This window comes from Posidoniimonas corsicana, from assembly GCF_007859765.1.
Taxonomy (GTDB): Bacteria; Planctomycetota; Planctomycetia; order Pirellulales; family Lacipirellulaceae; genus Posidoniimonas; species Posidoniimonas corsicana.
Genome location: NZ_SIHJ01000001.1, coordinates 2202069 through 2217561, shown reverse-complemented (window position 1 = coordinate 2217561; position 15493 = coordinate 2202069). Strand labels below are relative to the sequence as shown.

General features: G+C 65.1%; 15 protein-coding genes and 5 tRNA genes. 7 read left to right on the top strand and 13 right to left on the bottom strand.

Annotation, left to right across the window (positions count from 1 at the left end):
• Nucleotides 1-23: 23 nt before the first annotated feature.
• The 10 genes from rplA to KOR34_RS08520 form a co-directional block, all read right to left on the bottom strand.
• Nucleotides 24-704: a 50S ribosomal protein L1 gene (gene rplA, locus KOR34_RS08565; protein ID WP_146563999.1), complete on the bottom strand. Its 681-nt coding sequence runs from the start codon at nt 702-704 to the stop codon at nt 24-26.
• A gap of 168 nt (nt 705-872) precedes the next feature.
• Nucleotides 873-1298, bottom strand: a complete 426-nt coding sequence (gene rplK / locus KOR34_RS08560) for a 50S ribosomal protein L11 (protein ID WP_146563997.1) — start codon at nt 1296-1298, stop codon at nt 873-875.
• Between the two features lie 85 nt (nt 1299-1383).
• Entirely contained in the window at nt 1384-2211 is an 828-nt protein-coding gene (nusG, locus tag KOR34_RS08555) for a transcription termination/antitermination protein NusG (protein WP_228714548.1), read from the bottom strand.
• Nucleotides 2212-2269: 58 nt separating this feature from the next.
• Nucleotides 2270-2692, bottom strand: a complete 423-nt coding sequence (gene secE / locus KOR34_RS08550) for a preprotein translocase subunit SecE (protein ID WP_146563995.1) — start codon at nt 2690-2692, stop codon at nt 2270-2272.
• Nucleotides 2693-2842: 150 nt separating this feature from the next.
• Nucleotides 2843-2915 (bottom strand) — tRNA-Trp (locus tag KOR34_RS08545).
• 67 nt (nt 2916-2982) lie between these two features.
• Nucleotides 2983-4182 carry an elongation factor Tu gene (gene tuf, locus KOR34_RS08540; protein WP_146563993.1) on the bottom strand — a complete coding sequence of 400 codons (1200 nt, stop codon included), beginning with the start codon at nt 4180-4182 and terminating at the stop codon, nt 2983-2985.
• 89 nt (nt 4183-4271) lie between these two features.
• Nucleotides 4272-4344 (bottom strand) — tRNA-Thr (locus KOR34_RS08535).
• 37 nt (nt 4345-4381) lie between these two features.
• Nucleotides 4382-4452 (bottom strand) — tRNA-Gly (locus tag KOR34_RS08530).
• A 205-nt stretch (nt 4453-4657) separates the two neighbouring features.
• Nucleotides 4658-4739: transfer RNA gene (locus KOR34_RS08525), tRNA-Tyr, on the bottom strand.
• Between the two features lie 95 nt (nt 4740-4834).
• Nucleotides 4835-4907 (bottom strand) — tRNA-Thr (locus tag KOR34_RS08520).
• A gap of 769 nt (nt 4908-5676) precedes the next feature.
• Here KOR34_RS08520 and KOR34_RS08515 point away from each other — a divergent pair.
• The 3 genes from KOR34_RS08515 to KOR34_RS08505 are packed head-to-tail and all read left to right on the top strand — an operon-like array spanning nt 5677 to nt 9810.
• Nucleotides 5677-8712, top strand: coding sequence for a vitamin B12-dependent ribonucleotide reductase (locus KOR34_RS08515; protein WP_228714547.1), 3036 nt, complete (start codon nt 5677-5679; stop codon nt 8710-8712).
• Nucleotides 8713-8731: 19 nt separating this feature from the next.
• Complete coding sequence (locus KOR34_RS08510; protein WP_146563989.1) at nt 8732-9094, top strand: hypothetical protein; 363 nt, start codon at nt 8732-8734, stop codon at nt 9092-9094.
• Nucleotides 9094-9810, top strand: a complete 717-nt coding sequence (locus tag KOR34_RS08505; RefSeq protein ID WP_146563987.1) for a PEP-CTERM sorting domain-containing protein — start codon at nt 9094-9096, stop codon at nt 9808-9810. Before KOR34_RS08510 ends, KOR34_RS08505 begins: the two co-directional genes overlap by 1 nt.
• A gap of 94 nt (nt 9811-9904) precedes the next feature.
• Here the strand turns inward: KOR34_RS08505 and KOR34_RS08500 are convergent, their stop codons facing one another.
• Complete coding sequence (locus tag KOR34_RS08500) at nt 9905-10456, bottom strand: DUF1579 domain-containing protein (protein ID WP_197531259.1); 552 nt, start codon at nt 10454-10456, stop codon at nt 9905-9907.
• 171 nt (nt 10457-10627) lie between these two features.
• Between KOR34_RS08500 and KOR34_RS08495 the strand changes: the two genes are divergently transcribed.
• Nucleotides 10628-11458: a polysaccharide deacetylase family protein gene (locus tag KOR34_RS08495; RefSeq protein ID WP_197531258.1), complete on the top strand. Its 831-nt coding sequence runs from the start codon at nt 10628-10630 to the stop codon at nt 11456-11458.
• Here the strand turns inward: KOR34_RS08495 and KOR34_RS08490 are convergent.
• The gene (locus tag KOR34_RS08490; protein WP_146563981.1) at nt 11455-11787 is read right to left on the bottom strand and encodes a hypothetical protein; all 333 of its coding nucleotides are present in this window, start codon (nt 11785-11787) and stop codon (nt 11455-11457) included. The two genes, KOR34_RS08495 and KOR34_RS08490, sit on opposite strands and share 4 nt — an antisense overlap.
• Nucleotides 11788-11826: 39 nt before the next feature.
• Entirely contained in the window at nt 11827-13068 is a 1242-nt protein-coding gene (locus tag KOR34_RS08485; RefSeq protein ID WP_228714546.1) for an outer membrane protein assembly factor BamB family protein, read from the bottom strand.
• A gap of 398 nt (nt 13069-13466) precedes the next feature.
• On the opposite strand from KOR34_RS08485, the gene rpsJ reads away from it, so the two are divergent.
• From rpsJ to rplD, 3 genes are all read left to right on the top strand, one after another.
• Nucleotides 13467-13790, top strand: a complete 324-nt coding sequence (gene rpsJ / locus KOR34_RS08480) for a 30S ribosomal protein S10 (RefSeq protein ID WP_146563977.1) — start codon at nt 13467-13469, stop codon at nt 13788-13790.
• 321 nt (nt 13791-14111) lie between these two features.
• Entirely contained in the window at nt 14112-14765 is a 654-nt protein-coding gene (gene rplC / locus KOR34_RS08475; protein ID WP_228714653.1) for a 50S ribosomal protein L3, read from the top strand.
• 61 nt (nt 14766-14826) lie between these two features.
• Entirely contained in the window at nt 14827-15492 is a 666-nt protein-coding gene (gene rplD / locus KOR34_RS08470) for a 50S ribosomal protein L4 (RefSeq protein ID WP_146563973.1), read from the top strand.
• Nucleotide 15493: the final 1 nt, after the last annotated feature.

The window sequence follows — 15493 nt, the reverse complement described above, 5'->3', positions numbered from 1 at the left end:
GGCCATAACCAAAGATCGGGAAGCTAAACGGCGAGACGCACGCTCGGGCTCATCGTCGCGCTGATGTGGACGCCCTTCACGTACACGCCCTTCACGGCGGCGGGCTTCAGGCCGAGGATCTTGTCGACAAACGCCTGGATGTTCTCGCCAAGCTTGTCGGACTCGAAGCTGAGCTTGCCGACCGGGGCGTGGATGTTGCCGCCCTTGTCGTTGCGGAACTCAACCTTGCCCGCCTTGTACTCAGACACGGCGGTCGCGACGTCCGGCGTCACGGTGCCGGCGCGGGGCGAGGGCATCAGGCCGCGGGGGCCGAGCACCCGGCCGAGCGGGCCGACCACCTTCATCATGTCCGGCGCGGCGATACAGACGTCGAAGTCCGTCCAGCCACCCAAGATCTTCTTGGCGAGATCGTCGTCGCCAACCTCATCGGCGCCGGCATCCTTGGCGGCGGTCGCCTGCGGGCCCTTGGCGAAGACCACCACCCGCTGCTCCTTGCCGATGCCGTGGGGCAGAACAATCGAGCCGCGGACGATCTGGTCCGCCTGCGTGTGGTCGATGCCCAGCCGCATCGAGATCTCGACCGACTGGTCGAACTTGGTGCCGTCGAACCCCTTGAGGGTCTTGACCGCTTCAGCGAGCGGGAAGGCTTCCTTCTTCTTCTGGCCCGCGGAGAGTGCGCGGTACCGCTTCGACTGTTTAGCCATTTTGCTTCACCCCAAAACTGCGGGAAGTGTGGTCCAAGCCGCGGGCTTGGGCCCGCGTCCCACCTTCGTAAGTTGGCTGCTTGTAATTGGTTCCGGTCGGCCATCGACGGGAGGCAACGCCCCTGTTCGCCGGCCCCGGCCAAGGGCAGACCCGTAAGTATGCCCGAACTAGCCCTCGACGACTAGCCCCATGCTGCGGGCCGTGCCGGCGACCATCCGAGCCGCGTGCTCGACGTCGCGGGCGTTGAGGTCGTTCATCTTGGTCGTGGCGATCTCCTCCAGCTGGGCCTGCGTGACCTTGCCCACCTTGGTCTTGTTCGGAACGCCCGAACCCTTGGCGATGCCGGCGGCCTTCTTGAGCAGCACGGCCGCGGGGGGGCTCTTGCAGATGAACTCGAACGAGCGGTCGTTGTAGACGCTCACCACGACCGGGATCATCATCCCGCCGGCGTCCTTCGTGGCGTCGTTGAACGCCTGAACGAACTGGCCGAGGTTGACGCCGTGCTTACCGAGGGCGGTGCCGACAGGCGGGGCGGGGGTCGCCTGCCCGCCGGGGATCTGGAACTTCTCTTGTCCGACTAACTGCTTGGCCATGGCTCGAGACTAGTGTCTTGAAAGGGTGGTGGTGTGGCTTGCCGCCCGCCGCGGAACGCCGCCTGGGCGGGGCGGGGCAAGGGGATTACAGGTCCTCGACCTGCCAGTATTCGAGTTCGACAGGGGTCGGACGCCCAAAGATGCTGAGCATCACGGTCACCTTGCCGTGGATGTCGTCGATCTTGCTGACCTCGCCCTCGAAGCTCTCGAAATTGCCGTCCTTGACCTTGACCTTGTCCCCTTCCTTGAACGGGATCGCCAGCTTGGGGGCCTCGTCGGTCTCCTCGTCTTCGGTGTGCAGGATCTTGGCGATGTCCTGCGGCGCCATCGGGGTCGGCTTGCCGCCCGACCCGGTGAAGTCGCCGATGCCAGAGGTCTCGCGGATGGCGAACCAAGTGTCGTCGTTGACGTGCATCTGCACCGCGATGTAGCCCGGCCAGATCTTCCGCTCGACAATTTTTTTCTTGCCGGCCTTGAACTCGGTGACCTTCTCGGTCGGGACCATGATCTCGCCGAAGTAGCGGTCCAGCCCCTCGATCGCAACCTTCCGCTGCAGCGCCGCGGAGATCGACCGCTCGCGGTTGCTCTGCACCTTGAGGATGTACCAGTCGAGGGCGATATCTTCGCCCTCGTCCTCGATCAGCTCAAGCGGGCCAGCCGGCGACGCGACCGGCTCCTCGTCGTCCATGGCGGCCTCGGCAGCGGCCAGATCGGCGTCCGCTTCGGGGTCGTAGGCGGGCTCCTCGGCGGCGGCCTCTGGCGCGTCGAGATCTTCGCCGGCGGCCGGTTCGACCGGCGCTTCCTGCTCGGCGGGGCGCTCGGCCTCCGACGGGTTCTGGGACTCAGAATCGACGGCCGCCTCGTCCGCGGGGACGGCGGTTTCGTCGGTCGACTTGTCGGAACCCTCTACCACGATTCACCAACTGGAAAACGAGATTCACTTCGGCCAAACCGGCCCCGGCGGCCGGCGTCTAGCCGCCAATCGACAGCAACAAATCCAACAGGTTCCGCCAGACCAGGTCGTACAGGTACAGCAGCGCGGCGAGCACGAAGATGGTCAGGATCACCACCACCGACGCCCGCCACAGCTCGCCCCGCTTCGGCCAGGTGACCTTGTTCATCTCCGCCTCGACGGAGATCAAAAAGTCGGCGAACGACGGCAGCTGGATCAGCCGGAACGCGGCCCACACGCCGAGGGCGAAGAGCGTCACCGAAACGGGCACCGCCAGCTTCTCCGCGTTGTCCGAGCCGTTGGCCTGCATCCAGTTCATCAGCGAGTAGGCGCCGATAGCCACCGCCACAGCGATCGCGTAGAAGGTCGTCTGACGGGCGACTTTCCCCTGCGTCCGCTTGTAGAACCCGAACGAGAACAGCTGATGAAGGTATGCGGTCACGATCCTGTGAGCCTCTGTGCTGCGGCCGGACGCCCGGGCGATTGCTCGCCCTGGGCCCGCTCCGCTTCTACCGGGGCGACTCCGCCCCGCAACGTTGGTCAGTCCTGCAAGCCGGCCCGCCGCTTCAGGGCTCGCGGGCCGCTTCGCTAGCAGGGGCGGTGGGACTCGAACTCACAACCCCCGGTTTTGGAAACCGGTGCTCTGCCAATTGAGCTACGCCCCTTTGAAAAGCGGAAAGCGGGCGGCGGGTCTGGCCCGCCGTCCGGCTCACCGCGTTTTCACTCTTAAAACTACTCGACGATCTTGGTCACAACACCGGAACCGACCGTCTTGCCGCCCTCGCGGATTGCGAAGCGGACGCCGTCGTCCATGGCGATCGGCTTGGACAGCTCGACGCTGATCTTGGTGTTGTCGCCGGGCATGCACATCTCGGCGTCGCCCATCAGGTTGGCCGTGCCGGTGACGTCCGTCGTGCGGAAGTAGAACTGCGGGCGGTAGCCGCTGAAGAACGGCGTGTGGCGGCCGCCCTCTTCCTTGCTCAGGACGTAGACCTCGCCCTCGAACTTGGTGTGCGGCGTGATGCTGCCCGGCTTGGCCAGCACCTGGCCACGCTGGATCTCTTCACGCTTGACGCCACGCAGCAGGCAACCGACGTTCTCGCCGGCCTGCCCCTGGTCCATCGTCTTGTTGAACGCCTCGACACCGGTGCAGGTTGTCTTGGTGGGGGCGTCGGCGAGACCAACGATCTCCACTTCCTCGCCCACCTTGACGGTGCCGCGCTCGATACGGCCGGTGGCCACGGTGCCACGACCCTCGATCGAGAACACGTCCTCGATAGCCATCATGAACGGCTTGTCGATCTCGCGCTCGGGCTCGGGGATGTAGGTGTCGATGGCCTCCATCAGCTCGTCAATGCACTTGGCCGAGGCGGCGTCGCCCGGGTTCTCGATGGCGGCCTTCGAGTTGCCGTGGATCACGGGCACGTCGTCGCCGGGGAAGCCGTTGGCGGTCAGCAGCTCGCGGACCTCCAGCTCAACCAGCTCCAGCAGCTCCTCGTCGTCGACCAGGTCGCACTTGTTGAGGTAGACCACGATCTTGGGCACGCCAACCTGGCGGGCGAGCAGGATGTGCTCGCGGGTCTGCGGCATCGGGCCGTCCGGGGCGGAGACCACCAGGATCGCGCCGTCCATCTGGGCGGCGCCGGTGATCATGTTCTTGATGAAGTCCGCGTGGCCCGGACAGTCGATGTGAGCGTAGTGACGATTGGCGGTCTCGTACTCGACGTGAGCCGCCGCGATCGTGACGGTCTTGGTCTCGTCACGCACGGTGCCACCCTTGGCGATGTCCGCGTAGGACTTGAACTTAGCGAGCCCCTTCTCCGACTGCACGGCGAGGATCGCGCCAGTGGTGGTGGTCTTGCCGTGGTCAATGTGACCGATAGTGCCGACGTTCACGTGCGGCTTGGTACGCTCGAAGGTGTCCTTGGCCATTTTTCTCCCTGCTAAACTTCCGGGAACTGTGTTCTGCTATTGAGAACGGGTTTGTGTTGTTAGTAAATACCAACCGAACTTCAAGGAAGAGCTGCTGACGAGACTTGAACTCGTGACCTCGTCCTTACCAAGGACGCGCTCTACCAACTGAGCTACAGCAGCCAACAAGGCCCGGCGCCACGCCGCCGGCCGCCCTCAAAGCGGGTGAAGGGAATCGAACCCTCGTCATCAGCTTGGAAGGCTGTTGCTCTACCATTGAGCTACACCCGCAAACTGATTGTGGACTGACGATTGCGGACCATCGGATTGAGCCAGCACCCCAACGCCAATCCGCAACCCGAACCCTCAACTCCGCAATCTCCGACTCTCATCCTTGCCGTGCTAGCGGCACACCCAGCGCTCGCCTGCAATAAGCCGCCAGCACCAAGTGAAGCGACGCCTTGGCGCCAGCCAAGCGGAGCCGCCCAGGAATCAGTGGTGGGTGCAGGATTCGAACCTGCGAAGGCATAGCCAGCAGATTTACAGTCTGCCCCGTTTGACCGCTTCGGTAACCCACCGTCGCGCGAACCGCCAGCCGGCAGACGCTTCTGATCCTACCGCAAACCGATCCGCATCAGTCGCAATCGTCGGACTAGCGGACCTCGCTTGCAAGAGCTAGCGGAGGGACTTGAACCCACAACCTGCTGATTACAAATCAGCTGCTCTGCCAATTGAGCTACGCTAGCCCGACGTTCGCAAACTCGTGCGAATCGCCTAATATAGCCGCCAGCCCAATGGCCGCAAGGGCGGTACGAAGGTTATTTGTCGTCCGCAAAGCAAGGCTGCGCCAGCATCTCCACAAGATCGCGAGCGGCCGCGTCAGGTTCGCTCTTCTCGCGTCTGCCAACCCGACCCAGCACCCCCAAACCACGTCCGCGCAGCCGCCGGTTGGCCACCCCGAGGGAGCGTGAGACCACCACGTTCGCGGTCGGCCCCATGCCAGCCCCCCCCGACTTTGGCGTCGATCGCGCCGCGCCGTTTCACGCTAGGCAAAGGCGGGGGACTGCGCTGCCAACAGCGCTCGAAAGTTTTTTCGAACGCACCAGATCGGCGCCCAATAACGCGGCAATTCCACAAACCCCTTCCATGTAACAACTTAGGGCCTTCACACTCTCTTCACGGCAGCTTTGCTAGCACTTCACGGAATGACACAACCTGTTGTGTGCTAGCAACTTAGGAAATACAAGATTGCGCGTTGACGAGCACCTCGAACGGAGTAAGATTTGGCCCTCAGCGACCCAACGTGTTGTAGCCATGAGGGCATCACCTACAACATGTTGTGCTAAAGTCGTGATTTAGACTCCGGTTCTCCGGGGTTTGGGCCCGATGGGTCCAACATATGGGTGCAGTCGAGCGGACGGAACCACCGATCGAAACAGCTGCCCCATGAAGTGTAAACATGTACACTTCTTTGGTATGGATGCCCGTTCTTCCTTGACCATGCAGGAGGTAGCCATGGCTACTGCTCACGCCGGCGTGTCGACGCCCCCCGAAACCTCCGCGTCTTCCCAGCGGGCCGCCGAGAAGGCCTTCCACGGACGCCTGAAGATAGACACCGAGTTCTGCCCCACCGACGCGGACAGCCCGTTCGACACGGTCGAGTGGCAGACCCGCACCAGCCAGATCAAGGGCGAAGACGGCGAGGTTCTGTTCGAGCAGGACAACTGCCGCGTGCCGACCTTCTGGAGCCAGCTCGCCACCAACGTCATCTGCAGCAAGTACTTCTACGGCGAGGTGGGCACCCCCGAGCGTGAGCACAGCGTCGAGCAGCTGGTGCACCGCGTTACGCGCACCATCACCGACTGGGGCCTGGAGGATGGGTACTTCGCCAGCAAGGAAGACGGCGAGCGGTTCTACCGCGACCTGTCGTGGCTCTGCCTGCACCAGCACGGCGCCTTCAACTCGCCGGTGTGGTTCAACGTCGGCCTCTTCAACCAGTACGGCATCAAGGGCGACAAGTGCAACTGGCGGTGGGACCCGCAGGTCGACGACGTGGTCCAGCCCGAGAACCCGTACGAGTTCCCCCAGGGCTCGGCCTGCTTCATCCAGCACGTCGAAGACAACATGGAGAGCATCATGCACCTCGCCCAGAGCGAGGCCATGCTCTTCAAGTTCGGCAGCGGCACCGGCACCGACCTGTCGACGCTCCGCAGCAAGCGGGAGAAGCTTTCCGGCGGCGGCACCCCCTCCGGCCCGCTCAGCTTCATGCGGGTTTACGACCAGGTGGCCGCGGTGGTGAAGTCGGGCGGCAAGACCCGCCGGGCCGCCAAGATGCAGTCGATCAAGGTCTGGCACCCGGACGTGATGGAGTTCATCGAGTGCAAGTGGCGTGAGGAGCAGAAGGCCCAGACCCTGATCGCCAGCGGCAAGTACGAGTCGAACTTCAACGGCGAGGCCTACAGCTCGGTCATGTTCCAGAACGCGAACCTGAGCGTCCGCCTGACGGACGACTTCATGACCGCGTTCGAGAAGGACGAGCCGTGGACCACCCGCTTCGTGACCGACAACCGCGTCGACGGCCCCACCTACCCGGCCCGCGAGGTGATGGACCGGATGGCCGAGTGCGCGTGGCACTGCGGCGACCCCGGCGTGCAGTACGACACCACCATAAACCGGTGGCACACGTGCCCCAACAGCGGCCGGATCAACGCGTCCAACCCGTGCAGCGAGTACATGTTCCTCGACGACACGGCCTGCAACCTGGCGAGCATCAACCTGATGAAGTTCCGCCAGCAGGACGGCTCGTTCGATTGCCGCCGGTTCCAGGCGGCGTGCCGGCTGTTCTTCATCGCGCAGGAGATCCTGGTCGACCACGCCAGCTACCCCACGGCCGAGATCGCCCGCAACAGCCACCTGTTCCGCCCGCTGGGCCTGGGCTACTCCAACCTGGGCAGCCTGCTGATGTCCGGCGGCAAGCCGTACGACTCGGAGATCGGACGCGGCACCTGCGGGGCAATCACCTCGCTGATGCACGGCATGGCCAACCTGACCAGCGCCGAGCTGGCCGAGGCGGTCGGCCCGTTTGACCGCTACGAGGAGAACTCCGAGCCGATGCTGCGGGTGATGCAGATGCACCGCCAGGCGGTCGACCAGATCGACCCCTCGTGCCCCGACTACCTGGTGCAGTCGGCCCGCATGACCTGGGACCGCGTCAACGCCGCCGGCGCCGCCCACGGCTTCCGCAACGCCCAGGCCACGGTGCTGGCGCCGACCGGGACCATCAGCTTCATGATGGACTGCGACACCACCGGCATCGAGCCGGATATCGCCCTGGTCAAGTACAAGCAGCTGGCCGGCGGCGGCATGCTGAAGATCATCAACCGCACCGTGCCGCTCGCACTGCAGACCCTGGGCTACGACCAGCCCACCATCGACGCCATCGTGGCCTACATCGAGGAGATGGACACCATCGAGGGCGCGCCCGGCCTGAAGGACGAGCACCTGCCGGTCTTCGACTGTGCGTTCACCCCGGCCGGCGGCACCCGCAGCATCCCCTGGCGGGCGCACGTCACGATGATGGCCGCGGCCCAGCCGTTCCTGTCCGGCGCCATCAGCAAGACGGTCAACATGCCCCGGGACACCACGCCCGAGGAGATCGCCATGGCCTACCACGACGGGTGGAAGCTCGGCCTCAAGGCGTTGGCCATCTACCGCGACGGCTCCAAGGATAGCCAGCCGCTGAATACCAAGAAGGACAGCGGCAAGGCCCAGGAGGAAGAGAACGCCACGCCCAAGCCCCGCCGGGAGCGGCTGCCCGACACCCGCGACAGCAAGACGCACAAGTTCAGCGTGGCGGGCCACGAGGGCTACATCACGGTCGGCATGTTCGAGGACGGCCGGCCCGGTGAGCTGTTCATCACCATGGCCAAGGAGGGCAGCACCATCGGCGGCCTGATGGACGCGTTCGGCACGTCGGTGTCGATGAGCCTGCAATACGGCGTGCCGCTGGAGGACTACGTGCGGAAGTTCAGCCACATGCGGTTCGAGCCGCAGGGCCACACCAAGAACCCCGATATCCGCATCGCGAAGAGCCTGATCGACTACATCTTCCGCTGGCTCGGCATCCAGTTCCTGCCGGGCTACAAGGAGGCCCAGCTGGGGCTCGCGCCGGGTGACAGCGGCAAGGGGGAAGGGTCGAGCTCCGAGGGCGAGACCTCCGAGATCAAGCCCAGCGCCACGAAGGCCGCTGGGCGCAATGACCGGCAGGAAGCCACGGCCGGGGCCGGTGGCGGCGAGTCCGCCGCCGCCGGCGCCGCGTCCGCGCCAAGGAACGGCGCGACCAACGGGCACGCCAACGGCGTCGGCTACGAGGTGAACACCGCCTTGCTCGAACGGGCGGGCGCCACGATGGGCAAGTCCGCGAATCGCAACGAGCAGTTCGCCACGTTCCAGGTCGACGCCCCGAGCTGCGACAACTGCGGCAGCATCACGGTCCGCAACGGCAACTGCTACCTGTGCCACAACTGCGGCAACAGCATGGGCTGCAGCTGATCGCCGCCGCCCCAATCCGATGACGATTCAAACCCGCCGCGGGCACTTTGCCCGCGGCGGGTTTTTCGTACGACTGGCCGCGACTTCAGCAGTAAACCTCTATGCAAGCAGAACTTACGGTGCGACCAATTCCGCGCTACGGGCCTGCCAGCCGCGCAACACCTACGGCGACCCGAGGCAACCGCTGGGTGAAGCTTCGGCGAAAAAGCGATGGAAACCCTTCAACCGTCCGCCCTATTGGCTAGGATACGACGTTGCAGGCGCGTACCAGGTCGGCAGCAGGATGCTGTTGTTGATTCCGGCATTGAAGTCCCACCACCGCATCTCCCTCTCCGTGTCGGCTGCTGCCGACGAAGTACGACCTCCAAGGAGTAAGCTCTAATGAAGATGTCCCTGTTCCGGTCGCTCTGCGCGGCCGCCCTCCTGCTGGTTGCTGGCCAAGCAAACGCAGACCACCTCAGCCTCATCATCACCGGCGCGTTCGATGGGCCCCTCCCTGGTGGCATCCCAAAGGTTGTTGAACTCTACGCCGCAGAAGACATCCCCGACCTCAGCCGGTGGGCAGTGGGCGCCGCGAACAACGGCGGAGGAAGCGACGGATTTGAATCCGTGCTTGCCGGTTCCGCGTCTGCTGGAGATTTCATGTACATTGTCTCGGGCACCGCAGAATTCGCCTCTTACTTCGCAGGCGAGATCCCCGCAGGGTCGCTCGTGTTCGACACCGCTGACGGGACGAGCGGAGGCGCTGCGTCAATCAATGGCGACGACGCCCTTGAGGTGTTCTTCGACTCGGCCGACGACGGTACCTTCGCGACCGTAGGCGACACCTTCGGCGAACTGGATGTCGACGGCACAGGGCAGCCTTGGGACTACCTTGATGGCTGGGCCTACCGCAAGTCTGGCACTGCAGCGGTCGCTGGCACCTTCGTCCTGGACGACTGGACCTACAGCGGCGTTGACGCCAATGACGGGAAGACGACGAACGTCGCGCCAAACGCCTTCCCAATCGGAACCTACAACCCGGTCCCCGAGCCCGCCTCGGCCGCCCTCGCCCTGCTGGGCGTGGCCGCGATCGGCCTGCGTCGCCGCAACGGCTAACAGCCGACAGCGCGAGCAACGAAGAAAAACTAAGCGGCGGTCCCGTGGGGACCGCCGCTTTTTTGTTGCTGGCGCTGTACCGACCGCCCCGCCGCTAGTCTTTCCGCGTGTACCGCATCTCCATGCTCTTCCGCCAATCGTCCGAGCCGGGTTCGGCCTCGAACATGGTGAAAACCTTGTGGTCGTCATCCACATAGCGGGACACCGCTTTGTACTGCTTCTTGGCGCCCGTGTTCATGTCGACCCCATCGCCGAGCAGCGTCAGGGTGCGGGACTTGGCGTCGTAGTCTCCGCGGGCAACAAACAGGCTGGGGACCATCGAGTCGACCCAAGTGGTGACATACTTGCCCGTTTCGGGCTCGAAGCCCAGCTGACCGCGTCCGGTGAAGGGCACGCCGCCGAATTCGCCCTTGAAGTCGCTCAGCAGCCAAAAGCCGCCGAGCATCTTGTTGCTCTCGGCGCCGGTGGACTTCATTGGCTCCACGCCCGGCGCAATCCAGACAGTGGCCTCCGCGGTCCACTCCCCGACCTCCTTCTTCAGCAACTCGTGCTCCTTACCGGGCTGAGGCAGCCCCTGAGCGAAAGCCGCCCCCGCAACCCAAGACGTGAACACAACCACCGAAAGACCAAACGTTCGTAGAATCATCGTCGAGAACTCCGTGTTAATGGCCCAACCGAATAGGTGAACAGACGAACACATACGCGATTATGCCGACGGTCCGCCCCCATGGCAATCACCGCAAGCCACTTGGCCTGCGTATCGCTGTGGGGACCACCTGGGCAACCCTATTGGCCGCGGTTTCGATCGTCGCCGCAAGTGTCGCGGTGGATACCGGTGGGGCCCGGGCTCGGATTCTGGGGCGTCGAATTGCTGACGCAGGCTGCGTTAGTAGCTTCTCTGGCTGGCCTGGGCGCGGCGGGGCCGCGATGGGCCCGCCTGGCAAATGCCGCGGGGGCCTACGCCCTGGGCGTCCCGCTGCTGGCGACCTTCCCGCCCGCATGGCTGCTCGGGCTGCTCAACTCCCCCAGCACGCCCTTCTACGCCGACCCCTCAGGCGGCCCGACCGTTGCCCTGACGATCGACGACTCGGTCGACCCTACCTCCACCCCCGCCATCCTCGATGTACTGGCGAACCACGATGTTCAAGCCACGTTCTTCGTTTTATCGGACTCGATCGACGGCAACGAGGCGTTGCTAGCCGACATCGTGGCCGCGGGCCACGAGATCGCAAACCACCAGACCGCCGACGTACGCGGCTGGCGGATGAGCCCAGCAGAGTTCAGCGAAGACATCCGCGTGTCCGGCGAGCGGCTGCGTCGTTTCGGCGAGGTCCGCTGGCTCCGACCGGGCGGCGGATTCTACGACGGAGCGATGGTGGCGGCCGCCGAGACTCACGGGGGCCGGCTGGTGTTGGGGTCCGTGTTCCCGCTGGACTCACACATCGCGTCGAGCCGATTCTTGGCCAACTACCTGCTGGCCCGCACCCACCCTGGGGACATCATCGTGCTGCACGACGGCCCATCGCGGGGCCTCCGCACCGCCGAGGCACTCGAACAAGCGCTGCCAAAGCTCAAACAGAAGGGCCTGCGGTTCGTGACGCTCACCGGGTTGCTTGGCGCCCCGCGGTCTCACCTCTCCGACCGCTAGTCTCGACGGATAAGCCCTTCGCACCAGGCGTCTAGCTGCGAGTCACGCTCGTTCCGGTCGTGTGTCAGCACCACGCGGGGCCGCTCCGACCGGCCGTCGTCGCGGACCGCGCCAAACAACCGCACGGCGTGGCGCTCGGAATCAAGCGTTTCGACTTCGAACCGGTGGACCTGCACCCAGCCCGGACGCTCGATGGCCACCAGCCGGGGGCGGATAATCTTCGAGGCGTGCACCGCAAACCCGCCCCGCCGGAGCTCGGCCTGTATCGCCTGCTCGAGCGATCGGTCACCGATCCAGTTAGCCCAACGATCGAGGAGCGAAACGGACATGCTCAGACTCTAGGGGGCACGCCCCGCTCCGCCCAGTCGCTAGATCCGCTCGTAGGCGCCGATGGCGTAGAGGTGCGTGTTGGTGCGGATGATCCACTCGTCGTCGACGATGGCCGGCGTGGCGTGGAACCGGCCGTCCAAACGGTTCTCCAACAGAACCTCTCCATCGGCGTTCAGGCAGGTGGCCACGCCCTCTTTGCTGAAGAGGTAGTAGCGGTCGTTGACACGCAGGAGCGACGCGGCGTAGTTGCCGCCGAGACGCTTCTTCCACAGCACCTCCCCGCTTTCCACTTCCAGGCACTGGGCGATGCCGGTGTCGCTGACCATCAGAAGCCGGCCGGCGTGCAGCACGGGCGACGGCTGATGCGGCGCCTGCCGCTTGTGGCGCCACCGAGCCGCCGACTCTTCCAGCTCACCTTCTCCCGACAGTGGCAATGCTAGCACCGCATCGCCTGCGAACCCGGTGCAGTAGAAGACCGACTCGCCGTCGCTCACCGGGCAGGGAACCAGCGAGAAGCCAGAGCCGTGGTCGTATCGCCAGACCTCACTGCCGTCCTCCGGGCGGTAGGCCACGCCCCACTGGGCGCCGGGGGCCACCACCAACGCCTGACCCTGGTGCACCAGCGCCAAGGGCGTGCAGAACGACTTCCGCATGTCCGGGTTCGACGCGCGGATTGGCGGCCGGTCCTGGCGCCAAACTTCGTCGCCGGTCTGCGGGTTGAGGGCCACGACGAACTGCCGATCGGCGCCGTCGCACACTAAGATGAGCTGACCACCGCAGACGATCGGCGAACTCCCGGCACCGACGTAGTGGTCGATGACAAACGCCTTGCTCCACACAACCTCGCCGCTGGCGGAGTCGATGCACACCGTCCCGTTCCGGCCGAAGTGGCAGATCACCAACTCGCCGGCAACGCAGGGCGTCGGCGAGGCGTAGCTGTTCTGGGAGTGGATCCGTTCGGGATCGTCGATCTCGAACAGGGGGATCTCGCGGGTCACCTCGCCGCTCTGCCGCGAGATACAGATGGCCCACAGCTTAACCTTGTCGACGCTGACGGTCCCCTGCTCGCCCGGCGCCTCCGGGCCCTCCTTCTCCGCCGCCGTGACCCAGATCTGATCGCCCAGCACCACCGGAGAGGACCAGCCCTCGCCGCGTAGTGCGGTCTTCCACCGGACCCCGTCGTCCTCACCCCAGGAGTAGGGGGCCCGCGTCCCGGCCACGTTCCCCTGGCCATCGGGGCCGCGGAACTGCGGCCACTGGGCCTCCGAAGCGAGCCCCACAGCGGAACCCAGCCACGCAACCGACATCGCTAAGACCCGCCCGGACCGCGTCAGCATTGTTGTACCGCTCAAACTGTGCCCCCTCCCATGAAAACAACCGCCCGAAGCCGCCGACCGACAGCTTATCCCCAACGGTTATCCCCGACCGGGAACTCCAATGCCAGCAATTTCGCCCGCAACCTCTGCCAGCGCGGCACAACCGGTGGGCGGGCCGCAGGAGGAATGAAAAAGCCCTGGGGCGTTATTGACAGCCTGCTGGGACCACCATAAACTCACCGATTCCCCGCGACACGCTGGGGACACTGGTGCTGTTTGAGAATTGACGCTCTTGCACCCGTTGCGGCCTGTTTTCCTTCAAGGCAGGCCCCTCGGCAGCTGAACCCGATAGGTACGACCCGGTGGCATCGAGTCAAGAAGTAATCCGGATCCGAATGGAAGCCTATGATCACGCGGCTCTCGACCAGAGCGCCGCCGAGATCGTGGATACGGCCAAGCGGACGAACTCCGTTGTTCATGGGCCTATCCCGCTGCCGACGCGGATCGAGCGTTACACGGTCCTCCGCGGACCGCACGTGGACAAGAAGTCACGCCAACAGTTCGAGATCCGTACGCACAAGCGTCTGATCGACATCGTGCAGGCGACCGCCAAGACGATCGAGGCTCTCAACAAGCTGAGCCTCCCGGCTGGCGTCGATATCAAGATCAAGGCGACCACCTCCTAGACGCGATAATAATCGCTCACGTGTGGCCTCGCCCCTAGCGATTGGCCTACCGTGGCGACGCCAGCATCGTCGGGCCTGGCGCCAAGGCGGCTGACCGCCAACCGACAAAATCACCCCTGGGCACTGCGTCAAGCAGCCATTCAAGCGAAAGCATGACTGGACGCCAGGCAAGTAAGCCGGGGCTTGGGCCCCCAGCCTAGCTGGATTCCCAAGCCGCGTGTCTCTTGCCGGCAACGTGACCTACAACCACAAGACGACGGAAGGCGTGGCGGCATGGCCGGTACGGAAAAAGCAATTGGGATCCTGGGCCGCAAGGTCGGGATGACCCAGGTATTCGACGAGGCGGGGTCGGCTGTGCCGGTCACCGTGCTCCAGGCCGGCCCCTGCAGCGTGCTGCAGGTCCGCACGCCCGAGCGGGACGGCTACGAAGCCGTGCAGCTGGGCTACCTCGATAAGCCCCGTCGTCTCGCCCGCCGCAGCGAGCGAGGTCACGTCGCGAAGCTAGACAGCAAGCGTTCCAAGAAGCGGTCGGCCGCGGGCGTCGAAGCGGTCGCCAAGGCCGGCTGCGAGCCGAAGCGGTGGGTCCGCGAGTTCCGCGGCAGCCCCGACGGTCTGGAAGTCGGCGGCGAGGTCACCGTCGAGAAGTTCGCCGAGATCGACCGCGTGGACGTCACGTCCACCAGCAAGGGCCGCGGCTTCTCCGGCGCCATGAAGCGCCACAACTTCTCCGGCCAGCGCGCCACGCACGGCGTTAAGAAGTGCCACCGCCACCTCGGCGGCACCGGCTGCAGCGCCTACCCGAGCCGCTTGTTCAAGGGCGTGCGGATGCCGGGTCAGTACGGCAACGCCCGCTGCACCATCCGCAACCAGAAGGTGGTGAGCGTCGACGCCGAGAACAACCTGATTGTCATCCGTGGCGCCGTCCCCGGCCCGAATGGCGCGTACGTCGCGATCCGCAAGACCAACACACTCTAGAGGGCCTTCGGCCGAGCCGCGGGGCCTAGCCCTGCTGCCAGCCGTCCGCCGGTAGCCAGCAATGCCAAAACTCACTGTCCACGATCGCAAGGGCAACAAGGTCGGCACCTTGAACGTCGAGGCCGAAGACTTTGCGTCCAGCATCAACAAGCAGCTGCTGCACGACGCCGTGGTGATGTACCAGGCCAACCAGCGGCAGGGCTCGCACAAGACCAAGTCCCGCGGCGAGGTCGCCGGCACGACCAAGAAGATGTACCGCCAGAAGGGCACGGGCAACGCCCGCGCCGGCAGCCGCCGCAGCGGCGTGCGTCGTGGCGGCGGGCACATCTTCGCGATCAAGCCCCGCGACTACTCGTACCGGCTGCCCCGCAAGGCGCTGCAGCTCGCCACGCGCATGGCCTTCGCTTCGAAGGTGCAGGACGACGAGCTGGTGGTGATCGACGACCTGAAGTTCGACGCCCCCAAGACCAAGGACATGGCCCAGGTCATCAAGAACCTGGGCTGCGACGGCAGCTCGCTGCTGGTCACCACCGCCGAGCACGACGTCAACGTCTACAAGAGCGCCCGGAACATCGCCAAGGTGAGCGTCTCCCGCGCCAGCGACCTCAACGCCCTGAACCTACTCTCGTCCCGCCGGGTGCTGATCACCAAGGCGGCCATCGAGGCCCTCAAGGCCAAGGCCGGCGGGAATGGTTCGTCCGCGAGCACGTCCGACGGAGAGGAATAAA